The 16,331-nt window shown below is 62.9% G+C and carries 13 protein-coding genes; 5 read left to right on the forward strand and 8 right to left on the reverse strand.

What is annotated here, in order from left to right; translation table 11 throughout:
• Position 1: 1 nt before the first annotated feature.
• Positions 2-1,219: a PAS domain-containing protein gene (locus RA21_RS15430; RefSeq protein WP_039150472.1), complete on the reverse strand. Its 1,218-nt coding sequence runs from the start codon at positions 1,217-1,219 to the stop codon at positions 2-4.
• Between the two features lie 115 nt (positions 1,220-1,334).
• Positions 1,335-2,924 carry a class I SAM-dependent methyltransferase gene (locus RA21_RS15435; protein ID WP_039150475.1) on the reverse strand — a complete coding sequence of 530 codons (1,590 nt, stop codon included), beginning with the start codon at positions 2,922-2,924 and terminating at the stop codon, positions 1,335-1,337.
• A 229-nt stretch (positions 2,925-3,153) separates the two neighbouring features.
• Here RA21_RS15435 and RA21_RS15440 point away from each other — a divergent pair, with 229 nt between their 5' ends.
• Entirely contained in the window at positions 3,154-3,669 is a 516-nt protein-coding gene (locus RA21_RS15440) for a hypothetical protein (RefSeq protein WP_152610568.1), read from the forward strand.
• 196 nt (positions 3,670-3,865) lie between these two features.
• Here RA21_RS15440 and RA21_RS15445 read toward each other — a convergent pair whose 3' ends face one another.
• The 5 genes from RA21_RS15445 to RA21_RS15465 are packed head-to-tail and all read right to left on the reverse strand — an operon-like array spanning position 3,866 to position 8,771.
• Positions 3,866-4,279, reverse strand: a complete 414-nt coding sequence (locus tag RA21_RS15445) for a F0F1 ATP synthase subunit epsilon (RefSeq protein ID WP_019298630.1) — start codon at positions 4,277-4,279, stop codon at positions 3,866-3,868.
• 56 nt (positions 4,280-4,335) lie between these two features.
• Positions 4,336-5,760, reverse strand: coding sequence for a F0F1 ATP synthase subunit beta (gene atpD / locus RA21_RS15450; RefSeq protein ID WP_039150479.1), 1,425 nt, complete (start codon positions 5,758-5,760; stop codon positions 4,336-4,338).
• A 21-nt stretch (positions 5,761-5,781) separates the two neighbouring features.
• The gene (locus RA21_RS15455) at positions 5,782-6,657 is read right to left on the reverse strand and encodes a F0F1 ATP synthase subunit gamma (RefSeq protein WP_019298628.1); all 876 of its coding nucleotides are present in this window, start codon (positions 6,655-6,657) and stop codon (positions 5,782-5,784) included.
• A gap of 14 nt (positions 6,658-6,671) precedes the next feature.
• Positions 6,672-8,210, reverse strand: a complete 1,539-nt coding sequence (gene atpA / locus RA21_RS15460) for a F0F1 ATP synthase subunit alpha (RefSeq protein ID WP_019298627.1) — start codon at positions 8,208-8,210, stop codon at positions 6,672-6,674.
• Positions 8,211-8,771: a F0F1 ATP synthase subunit delta gene (locus RA21_RS15465; RefSeq protein WP_019298626.1), complete on the reverse strand. Its 561-nt coding sequence runs from the start codon at positions 8,769-8,771 to the stop codon at positions 8,211-8,213.
• Positions 8,772-9,267: 496 nt separating this feature from the next.
• On the opposite strand from RA21_RS15465, the gene RA21_RS15470 reads away from it, so the two are divergent.
• The gene (locus RA21_RS15470) at positions 9,268-11,073 is read left to right on the forward strand and encodes a hypothetical protein (RefSeq protein ID WP_039150483.1); all 1,806 of its coding nucleotides are present in this window, start codon (positions 9,268-9,270) and stop codon (positions 11,071-11,073) included.
• Between the two features lie 39 nt (positions 11,074-11,112).
• Here RA21_RS15470 and RA21_RS15475 read toward each other — a convergent pair whose 3' ends face one another.
• Positions 11,113-11,859 carry a class I SAM-dependent methyltransferase gene (locus RA21_RS15475; RefSeq protein ID WP_019298624.1) on the reverse strand — a complete coding sequence of 249 codons (747 nt, stop codon included), beginning with the start codon at positions 11,857-11,859 and terminating at the stop codon, positions 11,113-11,115.
• Positions 11,860-11,914: 55 nt separating this feature from the next.
• Between RA21_RS15475 and gloB the strand changes: the two genes are divergently transcribed.
• The 3 genes from gloB to RA21_RS15490 all read left to right on the forward strand — a co-directional run bounded on the left by gloB (position 11,915) and on the right by RA21_RS15490 (position 16,160).
• Complete coding sequence (gene gloB, locus RA21_RS15480; protein ID WP_039150486.1) at positions 11,915-12,688, forward strand: hydroxyacylglutathione hydrolase; 774 nt, start codon at positions 11,915-11,917, stop codon at positions 12,686-12,688.
• A 176-nt stretch (positions 12,689-12,864) separates the two neighbouring features.
• Complete coding sequence (gene clpA, locus RA21_RS15485; RefSeq protein ID WP_019298622.1) at positions 12,865-15,189, forward strand: ATP-dependent Clp protease ATP-binding subunit ClpA; 2,325 nt, start codon at positions 12,865-12,867, stop codon at positions 15,187-15,189.
• A complete protein-coding gene (locus RA21_RS15490; protein ID WP_039150489.1) occupies positions 15,189-16,160 on the forward strand; it encodes a M23 family metallopeptidase in 972 nt (323 codons plus the stop codon). The genes clpA and RA21_RS15490 overlap by 1 nt, the downstream gene beginning before the upstream one ends.
• Positions 16,161-16,331 lie beyond the last annotated feature (171 nt).

Genomic DNA, 16,331 nt, shown 5'->3' on the forward strand with positions numbered 1-16,331 from the left:
CTCAGCCCTCGTCACTGGCCAGCGCGGTGCTGAGTTCGCTGATCTTTTCCAGCCGGGCCGAGATCCGGTCCTGGAAGCGTCCCAGCTCGTCGATGATGGTGTTCAGGGTCTCGCCGACATTACCCAGCCGGGCGCATTCGATTTTGCACAGCACCCGGGTTGTGGTCAGCGCCATGAAATGGCGGTGCAGGGTCTGACACGCCTTCTGGATGCGGTCGGCCTCGAAGCGGACGTCCTGCAGGCTGCTCCGCGCCTTGCTGAACTGGATACCGGTAAGGTCGCTCAGAATGCCCTGCTCGCGGGTGATGTCGGTCGCCGCGCTGCCGTCTTCCTGTTCCAACTGATGGCCGCATTCGGTCAGGATGCGGGCCAGCCCCTCGACAAAGATGGCCGCCGTTACCGTACCCTTGATGGCGCGGAAGTTGCTGTCCTTGCCCCAGACGTGGGCCTCAAACCAGTCCGACATGTCGCGCGACATGGCGCTGTAGTTCTGGGACAGCACTGTCACCGGGCCGCCGGCCGGTTCGATGCGCGAGGCAATGACCCGCAGGTTATGAGGGATGGTGCGCATCGATTCAAACTCCTGCACCAGCGCCTCGGTCTCCGCCACCAGCTGCCCGGCGGTGGAATGCATTGCGCGGCGTTCGGCGAGACGTGCGCATGGCGGGCGTTTCAGGCCCGCATCACGCGCCAGCAGTTCCTCAGCCAAAGCGTGGCCGGCAAAGTCGCTGTAAGTGGCAAAGCCCAGCTCGCGCAGGCGGGCCAGCAGCCGGGCAGCGCTGTCCTCGGGGCTCAGCTCCTCTGCCAGTTCGGCCTGGCGCAGGGTGGCGTATTCCTGCTGCACTGTCTTGAGCAGCGGACTGGTCGGTTTGATGCGGGCGGAGAGATAGCCGCCGTCGCAAGGGGTGACCACTGCAAAAACCCAGTAATAGCTGCCGTCGCTGGCGCGGTTCTTGACATAGGCGCCAACGGTTTCGCCGCCCTTGATCGTATCCCACAACAGCTGGAACACCGCGCGCGGCATGTCCGGGTGGCGGATCACCTTGTGCGGCGCCCCCAGCAGCTTTTCCAGCGGGTATTTGGCGACCCGGCTGAACACGGCATTGCCGGCCTGGATCACACCGCGGGGATCGGTGCGGGAAAAGAACACTTCATCAAGGGCAAAGGCCGATTCCCGGCCCGTGGATTGAGCAGCCAGCGCGCGGTCTTCAAAGGACACGTTTCGGTTCCTGTAAGTGGTTGTCTTGTACCGGTCCTGTTTACCGGCCAGTGCTTGCCGAAATGCTAATGAGGGGCGGATGGCGCATGTTTTCCCGCCCCTGCATTCCTACGGTTCAGGCCGCGGCGTTCTGCGCCTGCGCCGGGGCCTGGCGGCTGTCTTCCAGCGTCACCCCGAGGCTTTCGCAGAGCGGCAGGCGGCGGGCTGCGAAATTACCCGCACGGGCACGCAGGAGGGCGAGGTTTTCCTCCTCCGTCTCCAGCACCCTTCCGTCATGCTGCAGGCGCTGGCCCTGCGGCGCCAGAATGCGCCAGGCCAGGGCAGCCCAGTCCGCGGGCGTCTCCAGCCCCTCGCTGCGGGCAAGAAGAAACAGCTGCTCGAACCGGTCCAGTTCCACCCCGCCGCCGGTGACGGGTGAAGCGAGATAGCGCAGGGCATCGCTTTCCTCGGCCCGTTTGCAGACCGCGAGGTTGAAGGCGCGGCAAGCGGCGGTGCGGTGCTCCAGCCCCTCCTGCGGCAAGGCCGGGGCGATCTGGCCGGTGCCGGCCAGCACCGTCAGCATCCGGGTTATGGCGCCCCATTCCATGGTGCCGAAGGCGCCCTGATCCAGCAGGCTGCGCACCGTGGCCGGGCCTTGGGAGAGCGCCTGCAGCACGGGCGCGTATTCTGCCTGCGCCAGCGGCACATCCTGACTGCGGTGGTGGAATTTGAGCGCGCCGCCATTGTAGGGGCGGGTCAGGGCCAATGTTGTGGCAAACCAGGCGCCGATTTCACCGCGCGGGGTATGCGCAAGCCGCCCTTTGACAAAAACATCGGTGCGGAAGTGCTCGTTCAGCAGCACATCGCGCAGGCCTTCGCGGCGGACCGGGTCGCTTTCGCTGTCCAGCAGGGCGCGTTGTTCTGGCGTGAAGCGGACACAGTCGAGATTGTCCATCAGGCTGACGGAGCCTGCAAAGCTGAGCTTGGCAGTGCCCAGTTCGGCGGCAAGGTCCTCGAAGAAGAAAGGGGTCCAATCCTTGTTGAAATACTCATGCGCCACATAGTTTTCCGGCATCGACGCCATGTGCTCAAGGCGGGCAGCAACCGCCGGGTTCCGTTCGAAATAACCGCCGCCGGCGCCGGCCAGCTGGCGGCCAAACGCCATCGCTTCCCTGATCCGGTCTTGCAGGGTGCCCCGGCCCTGCTCAGCACGGGCAGCGAGGATCCGGCGCAGCGGCATCGCGGCAGCCCAGCCGGGCTGGGTGTTGCTGCTGACATAGACCAAGCCGCCCGGTTTCAGCCGGTCGGCAATGAAACGCAGGATATGCTGGCGATTCTCCTCTGACACCCAGCTGTAGACCCCGTGCAGCGCGATGATGTCGAATGACGCAGGCAGGCCGGAGGTATCGCCGAAATCCTCGAAGCTGCGCTCGTGGAAGAACATGTTGTCCAGCGCCGCCTCCTGCGCCAGCTCGGCGGCGCCTGCGATATGGGAAGGGCTGAAGTCCATCGCGTGAAATTCGATATGCGGGTTGGCGGCAGCCAGCAGGTTGGCGGAGAACCCCTGGCCGCAGCCCAGCTCGCAATAGGTGAGGCCCGCGCCGTCCAGCCCGTGCCGGTGGCCCTGGGCGGTTGCGGTGAAGCCCAGCAAGGCTGGGGTCAACTGGCGGTGGAAGTCGAAGGTGTAGTCGATGCCGGCGACATAGCCGGAGGTCCAATCGGTCACGGGGAATCCTGCTGGTTAGGTAAACGTCATTCAGGGCAATTTCGGAAAATTTGGTGAGAATTGGGTTAAGGCTTGGGTGATTTGAACAGCAGCCGGGGACGGTGGCGAAATGCGGAAAAGGATCCCTGCTGGCGGGATACGCTGCCCGTCTCAAGGGCAGATCCGGGGCCGGTTCGGACAGGCCGGGTGCCCTGTGGTACACTCGGCCGGAGCCTACTGGGAGGAGTTGATGAGGAAAATGCTTTTGGCAATCGCTGCCGCAATGGTCATGGCCACTTCGGTAAGCGCCGCCGCTCAGGCCGGTTCAGGCACTGATCCGGCCGAACAACTGATCACCGACTATGAATCCATCGTTGCGGTCGAGCATGATTCCCGTCACCTCTACCACCTTCAAACCAAGGCACTTGTTGCGCATCTCGGTGGCTGGGCCCGCCCGGCCAATGAAGACGGCTCTGAGATCGACGTGTTCTCCGGCGTTTCCAAACAGGTCATCCCGCTCAACCTCAACCGGATCAAGGCGCAGCTGCGCAGAGGCCGCACGGATGAGCAAACCGCGTCGGAAATGTCCGAAATAATCGCGCTGTTTGAGACCGCGATTGCAACCGGGCAGGAAATCTCAACCCTTCTGGAAGCGGGGAAATTCGAGCAGGCCAGTGAACTCTACCGGACCCGGTCGGTCCCGGAGTATGAAAAACTCTGGCGGCGGACGTTCACCCTGATGCGCGGGATCGAGCGCAGGCTTTGATGCCTGGCAAGGCAGGCTCCATGCCCGGCTGATTGTGCCGTTTTCAGTCTGCCGCCCGGAGTTTCAACAAAACTCCGGCTAGAAAAATTGCCAGATTTCCTGGGCGTTTCCCTCCCAGGAAAACGTCTTAGGCGGCCCAACAAAAAACCGGCCCCCACTGGGAGCCGGCTTCTTATTCGTCCAATCCGCGCCTGGATCAGAGGGACATATGGGTGCCCAGGGCTTCCATGTCGGCGAGCAGCTTGGCTGCGTCCTCGACCAGGCCGTGCGGCTGGTCTTCCTCTTTCGCGGTCTTGTACATCTCGCGGGCTTCCTCGATCAGATCGTTCATCTGATCGCGGGTCATCTCGGCCATCGGGATCGCGCGTTCGGCCAGAACCGACAGGCTGTCGCCTGCGATTTCGGCAAAACCGCCGGTCACCAGATACTCCGAATTGCCTTCGGGGCTTTCGACCTTCAGCACGCCGGGGCGCAGGGTGGTGATGGTCGGCGCGTGCTGAGGCATCGCCGTCATGTCACCCTCGGCTCCGGGGATCTGAACCGCGCTGGCCTGCAGCGAAGCCAGGCTCCGCTCGGGGCTCACGAGGTCGAATTGCATCGTTTGTGCCATTGGGGCCTCCTTTCAGGGTCCCCCCGCACCACGGGAGCGCGGGGGAAAATCCGTTCTTAGGCGGCTTCCGCAGCCATCTTCTCGGCTTTGGCGATCACTTCGTCGATGCCGCCAACCATGTAGAAGGCGCCTTCGGGCAGGTGGTCGTATTCGCCAGCCACAACGGCCTTGAACGACGAGATGGTGTCTTCCAGGGAAACCTGGACACCGTCGGAGCCGGTGAAGACCTTCGCAACGTCGAACGGCTGGGACAGGAAACGCTGGATCTTACGCGCACGCGCAACGGTCAGCTTGTCCTCTTCCGACAGTTCGTCCATGCCGAGGATCGCGATGATGTCCTGCAGCGACTTGTAGCGCTGGAGGATCTGCTGAACTTCGGACGCCACTGCGTAGTGCTCCTCGCCAACGATCTGCGGGTCCATCAGGCGCGACGAGCTATCGAGCGGGTCCACAGCGGGGTAGATGCCGAGCTCGGAGATCGCACGGTTAAGAACGGTGGTCGCGTCCAGGTGGGCAAAGGTGGTTGCCGGTGCCGGGTCGGTAAGGTCGTCCGCGGGAACGTAGACGGCCTGGATCGAGGTGATCGAGCCGTTCTTGGTGGAGGTGATGCGTTCCTGCATCGCGCCCATGTCGGTTGCCAGGGTCGGCTGGTAGCCCACAGCCGAAGGAATACGGCCGAGCAGAGCGGACACCTCAGAACCGGCCTGGGTGAAGCGGAAGATGTTGTCCACGAAGAACAGAACGTCGGTGCCGGACTGGTCGCGGAACTGTTCGGCCAGGGTCAGGCCGGTCAGCGCAACACGGGCACGGGCTCCCGGAGGTTCGTTCATCTGACCGTAAACCAGGGCCACCTGGGACTCTTCCAGGTTGTCCGGCTTGATCACGTTGGATTCGATCATTTCCCAGTACAGGTCGTTGCCTTCACGGGTCCGCTCGCCAACACCGGCGAACACGGAGTAGCCCGAGTGCACTTTTGCGATGTTGTTGATCAGTTCCATGATGAGAACGGTCTTGCCCACGCCGGCGCCGCCGAACAGGCCGATCTTGCCGCCTTTGGAGTAAGGCGCCAGCAGGTCGATCACCTTGATGCCGGTCACCAGAACTTCCGACTCGGTCGACTGTTCGTTGAACTCGGGTGCGGGCTGGTGGATGGCGCGGGTCTCGGATGCGTTGACCGGGCCCTTTTCGTCCACGGGCTCGCCCACGACGTTCAGGATGCGGCCCAGGGTGGCGTTGCCGACCGGGATCGAGATCGGGGCGCCGGTGTCGGTCACTTCCTGACCGCGGACCAGGCCCTCGGTTGCGTCCATTGCGATGGTGCGGACGGTGTTTTCGCCGAGGTGCTGAGCCACTTCGAGAACCAGGGTCTTGCCGTCGTTCTCAGTGTTCAGTGCGTTCAGAATTGCGGGCAGGTGGTCGTCAAACTGGACGTCCACAACGGCGCCGATGATCTGGGTCACCTTGCCTTTTGCTTGTGCCATTAGTTGGTCTCCGGTTGTCTCTTAGAGCGCCTCAGCGCCCGAAATGATTTCAATCAGCTCATTGGTGATCACGGCCTGGCGCGAGCGGTTGAACTGGATGGTCAGCTTGTCGATCATGTCGCCCGCGTTGCGGGTCGCATTGTCCATCGCGCTCATCCGCGCACCCTGTTCGGATGCACCGTTTTCCAGCAGGGCCGAGAAGATCTGGGTCGCCACGCCGCGCGGCAGCAGGTCCGCAAGGATCTGCTCTTCGCCGGGCTCGTAGTCATAGACGGCGCCAGTGCTTTCGCCTTCCGATGCCTCGAAGGACGCCGGAATGATCTGCTGTGCGGTGGGGATCTGGGTCACGACATTGACGAACTCCGCGTAGAAGATCGTGGCAACGTCGAATTCACCTGCGTCAAAGCGGGTGAGGATCCCCTTGGCGATGTCCTGCGCGTTGGCATAGCCAACACGTTTGACTTCGCTCAGGTCCACATGGCCGATGAAGTCATCGCCCAGGTCGCGCTTCAGGGCATCGCGGCCCTTCTTGCCGACGGTGAGGATCTTCACCGTCTTGCCCGCGGCCTTCAGCTCAGCCGCCTTTTGGCGGGCGAGCTTGGCAATGTTCGAGTTGAAGCCGCCGCACAGGCCGCGCTCGGCGGTCATGACGACAAGCAGCTGGACTTGGTCGCTGCCGGTGCCGCGAAGCAGCTTGGGCGCTGACTCGCTGCCGCCGACCGAGGCCGCCAGCCCTGCCATCACGGCATTGAACCGCTTGGTGTAGGGACGGGAGTCCTCGGCAGCTTCCTGGGCGCGGCGAAGTTTCGCCGCGGCCACCATCTGCATGGCTTTGGTGATCTTGCGGGTCGATTTGACCGACTCGATCCTGGTTTTAAGGTCCTTAAGACTCGGCATTGCCTCGTCCCCCCTCAAGCGAAGCTAGCGGCGAACTCGTCCAGCGCAGCCTTTACCTTGTCAGCCAGCTCGTCCTTCACCTTACGGTCGTTGTTGGTGATGTCGGCAAGCAGGTCGGCATGTTTGCCGCGCAGGTGGCTCAGCAGGCCTGCCTCGTAGCGGCCAACGTCCTTGACGTCGACTTTGTCGAGGTAGCCGTTGGTGCCGGCGAAGATGACGCAGACGATTTCGGCGTTGGTCAGCGGCGAATACTGCGGCTGCTTCATCAGCTCGGTCAGACGGGCGCCGCGGGCCAGCAGCTGCTGGGTGGCGGCATCCAGGTCGGAGCCGAACTGCGCAAAGGCAGCCATTTCGCGGTACTGAGCCAGCGACAGCTTAACCGGGCCTGCAACCGAGGACATCGCCTTGGTCTGGGCCGAGGAGCCAACGCGGGAAACCGACAGACCGGTGTTCACGGCGGGGCGGATGCCCTGGTAGAACAGTTCGGTTTCCAGGAAGATCTGGCCGTCGGTGATCGAGATCACGTTGGTCGGAATAAACGCGGACACGTCGCCGCCCTGGGTTTCGATGATCGGCAGCGCGGTCAGCGAGCCGGCACCGAAGTCCTCGTTCAGCTTTGCTGAACGCTCCAGCAGGCGGGAGTGCAGGTAGAAAACGTCGCCCGGGTAAGCTTCACGTCCCGGCGGACGGCGCAGCAGCAGCGACATCTGACGGTAAGCAACCGCCTGTTTGGACAGGTCATCATAGATGATCAGCGCGTGGCGGCCGTTGTCACGGAAGAATTCTGCCATTGCGGTTGCGGCGTAGGGCGCCAGGAACTGCAGCGGTGCCGGGTCGGACGCGGTTGCGGCCACAACGATGGAGTATTCCATCGCGCCGGACTCTTCCAGTTTCTTCACCAGCTGAGCCACGGTGGAGCGCTTCTGGCCAACCGCGACGTAAACGCAGTACAGCTTCTTGCTCTCGTCGTCGCCGGCGGCGTCGTTGTAGGATTTCTGGTTCAGCATCGCGTCCAGAGCAACGGCGGTTTTGCCGGTCTGACGGTCGCCGATGATCAGCTCGCGCTGGCCGCGGCCGATCGGGATCATCGCGTCAACGGACTTGAGGCCAGTTGCCATCGGTTCGTGAACCGATTTACGCGGGATGATGCCCGGTGCTTTCACGTCGGCAACGCCGCGGGTAACGTCTTCGATCGGGCCCTTGCCGTCCAGCGGGTTGCCCAGGCCGTCAACAACGCGGCCCAGCAGGCCGTTGCCGACCGGGACGTCCACGATGGCGTTGGTACGCTTGACGGTGTCGCCTTCTTTAATGTCGCGGTCGGAGCCGAAGATCACGATACCGACGTTGTCGGCTTCAAGGTTCAGCGCCATGCCCATGATGCCGCCCGGGAATTCGACCATTTCGCCGGCCTGGACGTTGTCGAGGCCGTAAACGCGGGCAATACCGTCACCGACGGACAGCACGCGGCCGATTTCTGCCACTTCGGCTTCTTGACCAAAATTCTTGATCTGGTCTTTCAGGATCGCAGAAATCTCTGCTGCTTGGATACCCATTTATCCGACCTCTTTCATTGCATTCTGTAGGGAGTTGAGCTTGGAGCGGATCGAGCTGTCGATCATCTTCGAGCCCACTTTAACGACAAGACCGCCGATGATGGAGGCATCGACGGAAGCATTGATGGTAACTTTCTTGCCCACGCGCTCGGCCAGGGTCTTGGCCAGCTTTTCGCTTTGGGTCTTGGTCAGCGCCTTGGCGGAAACCACCTCGGCGGTCACTTCGCCGCGGGCGTCAGCCAGACGGGCGCGCAGCGCCTCGATCAGCGCGGGCAGCACGAACAGGCGGCGCTTGTCGGCCATCAGGGCCAGGGTGTTGCGCAGGACGGGGTCCAGCCCCATCTTGTCTGCCACCGCAGTGATTGCGGCGCCCTGCTCTTCGCGCGACACAAGCGGCGAATGGATCAGGCTGTTAAGCTCTTGGCTGTCAGCCAGCGCGGCTGCCAGATCATTGATGCTGGTTTCAAGGCTGTCGAGCGCCTTGTTTTCTTCCGCGATGTCGAACACCGCCGTGGCATAGCGCGCAGCAATGCCTGCAGAAATCGAAGCTGGTTCGGACACGTCCACCCTTCCGATATGTTTTTGGCCCCGGTTGGCGTACCTGGCGATCAGGAGGCGTCCGGGGGCGTGAGACATCCCCCTTGGCAGCGGGGCGTTGAAATCAGCGTGGGTCTAGCAGAGCGGATGCGACCTATCAACTGCCTATAACGGTAACAGGAAAAAGCATGTTTTCATTGTTTTCAACGACTTGCACCAAGTGCGGCCCTTTGACCACAGTCGTTTTATAAAAAAGTGCGGCTGAACTGCAGGATTTGGCGATTCCGGAAAGCGGCATTTACGCCAAAAAACGTCACATATGGAGAAAAAACCACCCAAATGGGCGGTGCGGACAGATTTCGGGAATCGAAATGCAACGCCGTTTTGCCGCCGCATGGCCTCTTGAAAGGAAAGGCGCGCTCTTGCTTGCAGCGAGCCGCCCCGAGTGCTGGACAAACCCCTGTTTCGGCGCAATTGTGACGATTATTGAAAAAAATGATTCAACCGAAGGGCCCGCAGTATGCTTGCCGCAATCCTGATGGCCACGGCCGGCGTCGCCGCAGCAGCCGCCGTCATCGACTCGATCAACGACGAAGACGATGCCCCCGTCCCCCCTGACGAGCCGGAACTGCGCTCCGAGCCGGAGCCAGAACCCGAGCCTGAATTTGAGGAAACCGTTCGCGGCACGGCCGGAGACGACGTGCTTGAGATATTCAGCGGCCAGACCGGGTTTGGCCTGGACGGCAACGACACTCTCGGCCAGCGCTTTGAGGACAATCTCACCCTGCATGGCGGTGACGGGGATGACTACCTGTACTTTGGCAACAAGGGCATCGCCACAGGCGGGGACGGAAACGACACGATTGATGCGGGATCCTTCATCGAAGTGTCCGGCGGTCAGGGCGACGACGAAATCAGCGCCGGCCGGGAAGCCGAGGTTGATGGCGGCAGCGGCAATGATACGATCAGCGCAGGCTTGCAAGGCACCGTTACGGGCGGTGCCGGAAATGATCTCATTGACAGCGGCAGGGAGAGCGCGGTTTCAGGCGGCACCGGCGACGACACGCTGAGCGGTTCAAGCGGCAGCACGCTTGAAGGCGGCGCCGGAAACGACGAAATCCACCTCCGGCCCTGGTCTGGCGAACGTGCTTACGGCAGCGGCGGTGACGGCGCAGATAACCTGACCGGCAACGGCCACGTGGATCTTCATGGCGGTGAATGCAACGACACGCTGACCTATACCCACGCCTTTGACCGGAGCGAGGCCCCTGGCATTCTGACAGGCGGCGCCGGGGCAGATGTGTTCAACGTTGGGACGACGCATACCGGCGCGACACTCACGGATGCGGAGAAGACAACCACCATCATCCGGGACTTTGACCCCGAGGAAGATGTACTGGTGCTTTATACCGGCGAATTCGAGGGACAGGATTTTGGCAGCATAGTGGAGTTTGAAACGCGCCCTGACGGGGACAGCACAGAGGTGGTTGTTCGCTTTACAGGTTCCCATGCCGCCTCTGACGCCTACGTCAAGACGGCGGTGATCCGGGTGGAAGGTGTCAGCGATCTCTCTGCAGACCAGATCCTGCTGATCGACAGCGGCGGACCGGAGCTTGACCCGGTGTTTGGCGACGGCACCGGTGAAACCTACGCTGGCGGCAGCTCCTCCTCTTATTCCACTTTTGGCGGAGATGACACTGTTGAGGCGGGCGGCATTCACGATGTTGCACGGCTGGGAGACGGCAATGACGTGCTGACCGCCACCAGCCACAGCCTGTCGGTGAACGCCGGCAACGGCGATGATGCCATTGTCTGGACCCCGGCCGGATCTTCGGACAGCAGCAGCATCATCGACCTGGGCGCAGGCGATGACACGCTGACGGCCAGCGGTGACAACCTTGAGGTCCGCACTGGCCTGGGCACGGATGTGGTCGACATTTCCCGCGACGCCGGCGCAGACATCGAAGTCCAGAGCCAGGGCGGCAATCAGCTCAGCGTTGGCATGGGCCACGATGTGCATATGGCTGGCGATGGCGACCGGATGACCGTGAATATCTACCCTGAGCATCTGGACCGGGACTCGGGGCTGCTGACGCTGGCTAGCTCAAGCGTCACGGATTTCACCGTCACATTGAACCTGCCTTCGGAGATTGAAGGCCCCCTCGAAATCACCCGCGAATTCGACGGGCGGTATGAGCAGCAGGAAGTCTACCGCTACACGTTCGCGGCTGAGGATGGGACTGAGCTGCTGGTGATGGACATTCCGGAGGGCAACGCATTCTCCGCGGATGATGTCATCGTGAACAGAGACGTGGTGTTTACCTGATTGCCAGAGCCGGGCGGTTCTGATTGCCCCGGTGCCGCTTCAGGCCGGTTCCGGCATCGGGTTTGACAGCCCCTCCAGCACCCGGATGCGGCTGGGCGACTTGGTGCGGGTCATGTGGCCTTTTTGCGGGTAGGTCTGCTTGCTGACTTCGACCATGAACACCCCGCCGGCCAGCATTGCGGGCAGCTTGCGGCCCATCTTTTCCAGCATAGCGCCGGATTTCAGCCAGAACCGCTTGTGGCTGGGCAGCCGGTAGAGCGCGGCGGTGTGCTGCTCAATGGCGAACTGATGTTCGCGCAGCTGCCCCTCCAGCTGGCGCAATGTGTAGGGCCGGCCAAAGCCGAAGGGCGTCAAATCGGAGCGCGCCCAGAGGCCCGCCCGGTTCGGGACAATGAAAATCGCCCGTCCGCCCGGCCCCAGCGCCCGCCAGCATTCCTCCAGGAGCTTGCTGGGCCGTTCCGAGGTCTCCAGCCCGTGCATCACCACCAGCCGGTCAGCTCGGCCGGTGTCGATGGGCCAGCTGGTCTCCTCGCACAGGACCGAAACGTTCGGCATGCCTGCAGGCCATTGCATCACCCCCTGCGGCCCCGGCATAAGCGCCATCACCCGGCGCGCCTCCGGCAGGTAGGGGCGTAACAGCGGTGCGGCAAAGCCGAAGCCTGCCACTGTCAGGCCGGCGGCCTCCGGCCACAGCTCCAGCAGACGGCCGCGGATCGAGGCCTGCGCCGCGCGCCCCAGGGTGCTGCGGTAGTAGAAGTTCCTGAGATCCTGGACATCAAGATGCATTGCGGGCGCCTGCTGCTTCGGCCAATCTGGGCGCAGTTTAGCAATGTAAAGGCGAATGACCATGCCTCTTGAGATCATCACCCTGCCCTGCCTGTCGGATAACTATGCCTTTTTGATCCATAATCCGGCCTCGGGTGAGACCGCGCTGGTGGATGCGCCCGAGGCAGGCGCCGTCAAGGCCGCCCTGTCTGAGCGCGGCTGGGGGCTGGACTGGATTCTGCTGACCCATCATCACTGGGACCATGTCGATGGTGCAGCCAAACTTCAGATGGAGTTCGGTGCCAAGATCATTGGGGCTGCAACCGATGCCCACCGCCTACCTGAGCTGGACCTTGCAGTGGAAGACGGCGGCAGTTTCACGCTGCTGGGGGAAGACGTGCAGGTGATGGATGTGTCCGGCCATACAGTGGGTCATATCGCCTTTTACATGCCCGGCGCGGCGGCGGTTTTCACCGCCGACAGCCTGATGGCGCTGGGATGCGGACGGCTGTTTGAGGGCACACCCCAGCGGATGTGGGCCAGCCTGTCGAAACTTGCCGCGTTGCCACCGCAAACTATGGTTTATTCAGGACATGAATACACCCAGGCTAACGGTGCTTTTGCGGTCACCGTGGACCCCGGCAACCCGGCGTTGCAGGCGCGGGTAAGTGATATCGCAGAGGCCCGCGAAAGCGGCACCCCCACGGTGCCGTCCTCCCTGCAATTGGAACTTGACACCAATCCGTTCCTGCGTGCCGGTGACAGCGCCGTGAGAGCACATCTGGGCATGCAAGACTCTGAAGACGCAGAGGTTTTTGCCGAAATCCGCAAGCGCAAAGACAATTTTTGAGCAAATCAAGGGTATCGGGGCGCAACAGGGAGAAAATAATTGTGACCCCAAAATGAAGAAAAGACCTTGAAGCCGGCGCTCTATCAACCAAACTCTAACCTTATAAGCACATGGTTGAACTGAGGGGTTGGTTAATACCGCCCCACCGGCCAACCCAAGATCAGAGGAGCACGACCGTGCCTTCATTCTCGAGCACCCTGGAACAGGCCATTCACGCAGCGCTGGCGCTGGCGAATGAACGCCGTCATGAATTCGCAACCCTGGAACATCTGCTTCTGGCCCTGATCGACGAGCCCGACGCGGCCCGCGTGATGCGCGCCTGCAGCGTCGACCTTTCGGAATTGCGATCCTCACTTGTGGAATTCGTGGATGAGGATCTTGCCAACCTTGTGACCGACATCGACGGATCGGAGGCGGTGCCGACCGCGGCCTTCCAGCGCGTCATCCAGCGCGCCGCGATCCACGTCCAGAGTTCGGGACGGACTGAGGTAACGGGGGCGAATGTGCTGGTCGCCATCTTTGCCGAGCGCGAGAGCGACGCCGCCTATTTCCTGCAGGATCAGGAGATGACCCGTTATGACGCGGTGAACTTCATCGCCCATGGCGTTGCCAAGGACCCGGCCTACGGGGAATCCCGCCCGGTCTCCGGCGCGACGGAACAGGAAGAGGACAATCTGACCGCTGCGCCTGAGGGCGAGAAGAAGGAGTCGGCGCTGGCGAAATACTGCGTTGACCTGAACGCAAAATCCCGCGACGGCGACATCGACCCGCTGATCGGCCGCGACCATGAGGTGGAGCGCTGCATCCAGGTGCTGTGCCGCCGCCGCAAGAACAACCCGCTGCTGGTGGGCGATCCCGGTGTCGGCAAGACCGCCATCGCCGAGGGCCTCGCGCGCCGCATCGTGTCCGGCGAAACCCCGGAAATCCTGTCGGAAACCACCATCTACTCGCTCGACATGGGCGCATTGCTGGCGGGCACCCGCTACCGCGGCGATTTCGAGGAACGGCTGAAGGCTGTCGTCTCCGAGCTGGAGGAGCATCCGGACGCGGTGCTGTTCATCGACGAGATCCACACCGTGATTGGTGCCGGTGCAACTTCCGGCGGTGCCATGGACGCCTCCAACCTGCTGAAGCCTGCGCTGCAGGGCGGCAAGCTGCGCACCATGGGCTCCACCACCTACAAGGAGTTCCGCCAGCACTTCGAGAAGGACCGCGCGCTGTCCCGCCGGTTCCAGAAGATCGACGTGAACGAGCCGACGGTGGAGGATTCCATCGAGATCCTGAAGGGCCTGAAGCCCTATTTCGAGGAGCACCACGGCATCAAGTTCACTGGCGATGCGATCAAGACCGCGGTGGAACTGTCGGCGCGCTACATCAACGACCGCAAGCTGCCGGACAAGGCGATCGACGTCATCGACGAGGCCGGCGCCGCGCAGCATCTGATCATCGAGAGCAAGCGCCGCAAGACCATCGGCGTCAAGGAAATCGAGGCTGTTGTGGCCAAGATCGCCCGCATCCCGCCCAAGAACGTCTCCAAGGACGATGCCGAGGTGCTGAAGGATCTGGAGAAGTCGCTGAAGCGCGTGGTGTTCGGCCAGGACGACGCCATCACCGCGTTGTCGAGCGCCATCAAGCTGGCCCGTGCCGGACTGCGCGAGCCGGAGAAGCCGATCGGCAACTACCTGTTTGCAGGCCCCACCGGCGTCGGCAAGACCGAGGTGGCCAAGCAGCTGGCTGATCAGCTGGGGGTGGAACTGCTGCGTTTCGACATGTCGGAATACATGGAGAAACACGCTGTTTCCCGCCTGATCGGCGCACCGCCGGGCTATGTCGGGTTCGACCAGGGCGGCCTGCTGACCGATGGTGTCGACCAGCACCCGCACTGCGTTCTGCTGCTCGATGAGATCGAGAAGGCGCATCCGGATGTCTACAACATCCTGCTGCAGGTGATGGACAACGGCCAACTGACCGACCACAACGGCCGCACCGTGAACTTCCGCAACGTGATCCTGATCATGACCTCCAACGCGGGTGCATCGGAACAGGCAAAGGCCGCCATCGGCTTTGGCCGCGACCGCCGCGAGGGCGAGGACACCGCCGCCATCGAGCGCACCTTCACGCCGGAGTTCCGCAACCGCCTGGATGCGGTGATCTCCTTCGCGCCGCTGGGCAAAGAGGTGATCCTGCAGGTGGTCGAGAAGTTCGTGCTGCAGCTGGAAGCGCAGCTGATGGACCGGAATGTGTCGATCGAGCTGACCCGCAAGGCAGCCGAATGGCTGGCTGAGAAGGGCTATGACGACCGCATGGGCGCGCGCCCGCTGGGCCGTGTCATTCAGGAGCACATCAAGAAGCCGCTGGCCGAGGAGCTGTTGTTCGGCAAGCTCACCAAGGGCGGCGTGGTCCAGGTCGGCATCAAGGACGGCAAGCTGGATCTGCGCCTGGAAGGCCCGGGCAAGCCGCGGATCTCCGGTGACAAGCCGCCGCTGCTGACCGCGGACTGATGCGCCTCGCATCCCTGCTGACATTACTATCGCTCGCCGCGCCCGCCGCGGCGGGCGATTTTGTTTTGCAGTTCCCGCTGGACTGCACCCTGGGTGAGGACTGCCGCATCCAGCAGTTCGTGGACCGCGATCCCGGTAAAGAGGCAACCGATTTCACCTGCGGCACGCTCAGCTATGACGGCCACAAGGGCACCGACTTTGCCTTGCCCTACTTGTCGGACATGCACGCAGGTGTTGCCGTGCGCGCGGCGGCGGATGGTGTCGTCCGCGGCACCCGGAATTCGATGCCGGATCAGTATGCCAATGGCCAGAACGAAGCCGCCATAGACGGCAAGGAATGCGGCAACGGCGTGGTGCTAAGCCACGGCAGCGGCTGGGAGACCCAGTACTGCCACATGAAGCGCGGCTCGGTCCGGGTTGAAAGCGGCCAGAAGGTCCGGGCCGGTGATGTGCTGGGCGAGGTTGGCCTGTCCGGCCAGACCCAGTTCCCGCATCTGCACCTGTCGGTGCGCAAGGACGGCGCGGTGGTGGACCCATTTGCGCCGGACAGCCTGGACAGCTGCGGCGGACCCGCCTCGCATACCCTGTGGGCCGATCCCCTGCCCTACCAGCCGGGCGGGCTGATCGGAGCCGGATTTTCTACGGCCATTCCGGGATTTGACGCAATTCAGGCCGGCACCGCTGATCAAGCACCACTGGCTGCGGATGCGCCTGCGCTGGTGTTCTGGGCCTATGCCTATGGCAGCCTGGCCGGCGACCAGCTGGAGTTGAGCGTGACCGGTCCAGGCGGTGAGCTGGTCTCGCACAGCGAAGCGCTGGAGCGCACACAGGCGCAACTGTTCCGCGCGGCCGGGCGCCGCCTGCGCGGCGGGCAATGGCCTGCAGGCACCTATACCGGAACCGCCCGGCTGATGCGGGACGGCACCGAAGTGGACAGGTTTTCCCGTACCATGGTGATCCCGCCCGCCTGAGGCGCAGTCTCTCAACGGTATTGCAACCGCCGCTGCCGGGGCGTCAGCCGCGGCAGCGGCCCGGCGCGGCGGCCCGGCAGGGCCGGCTGGCGCCGGGCGGGAGGCCTCTGCCTGCGGGCTGCCGTGCGGCCGGAAGCCGCTTCTAATTTGATAAATCCGGAAACCGCAATA

Source organism: Leisingera sp. ANG-DT, assembly GCF_000813785.1.
GTDB lineage: Bacteria > Pseudomonadota > Alphaproteobacteria > Rhodobacterales > Rhodobacteraceae > Leisingera.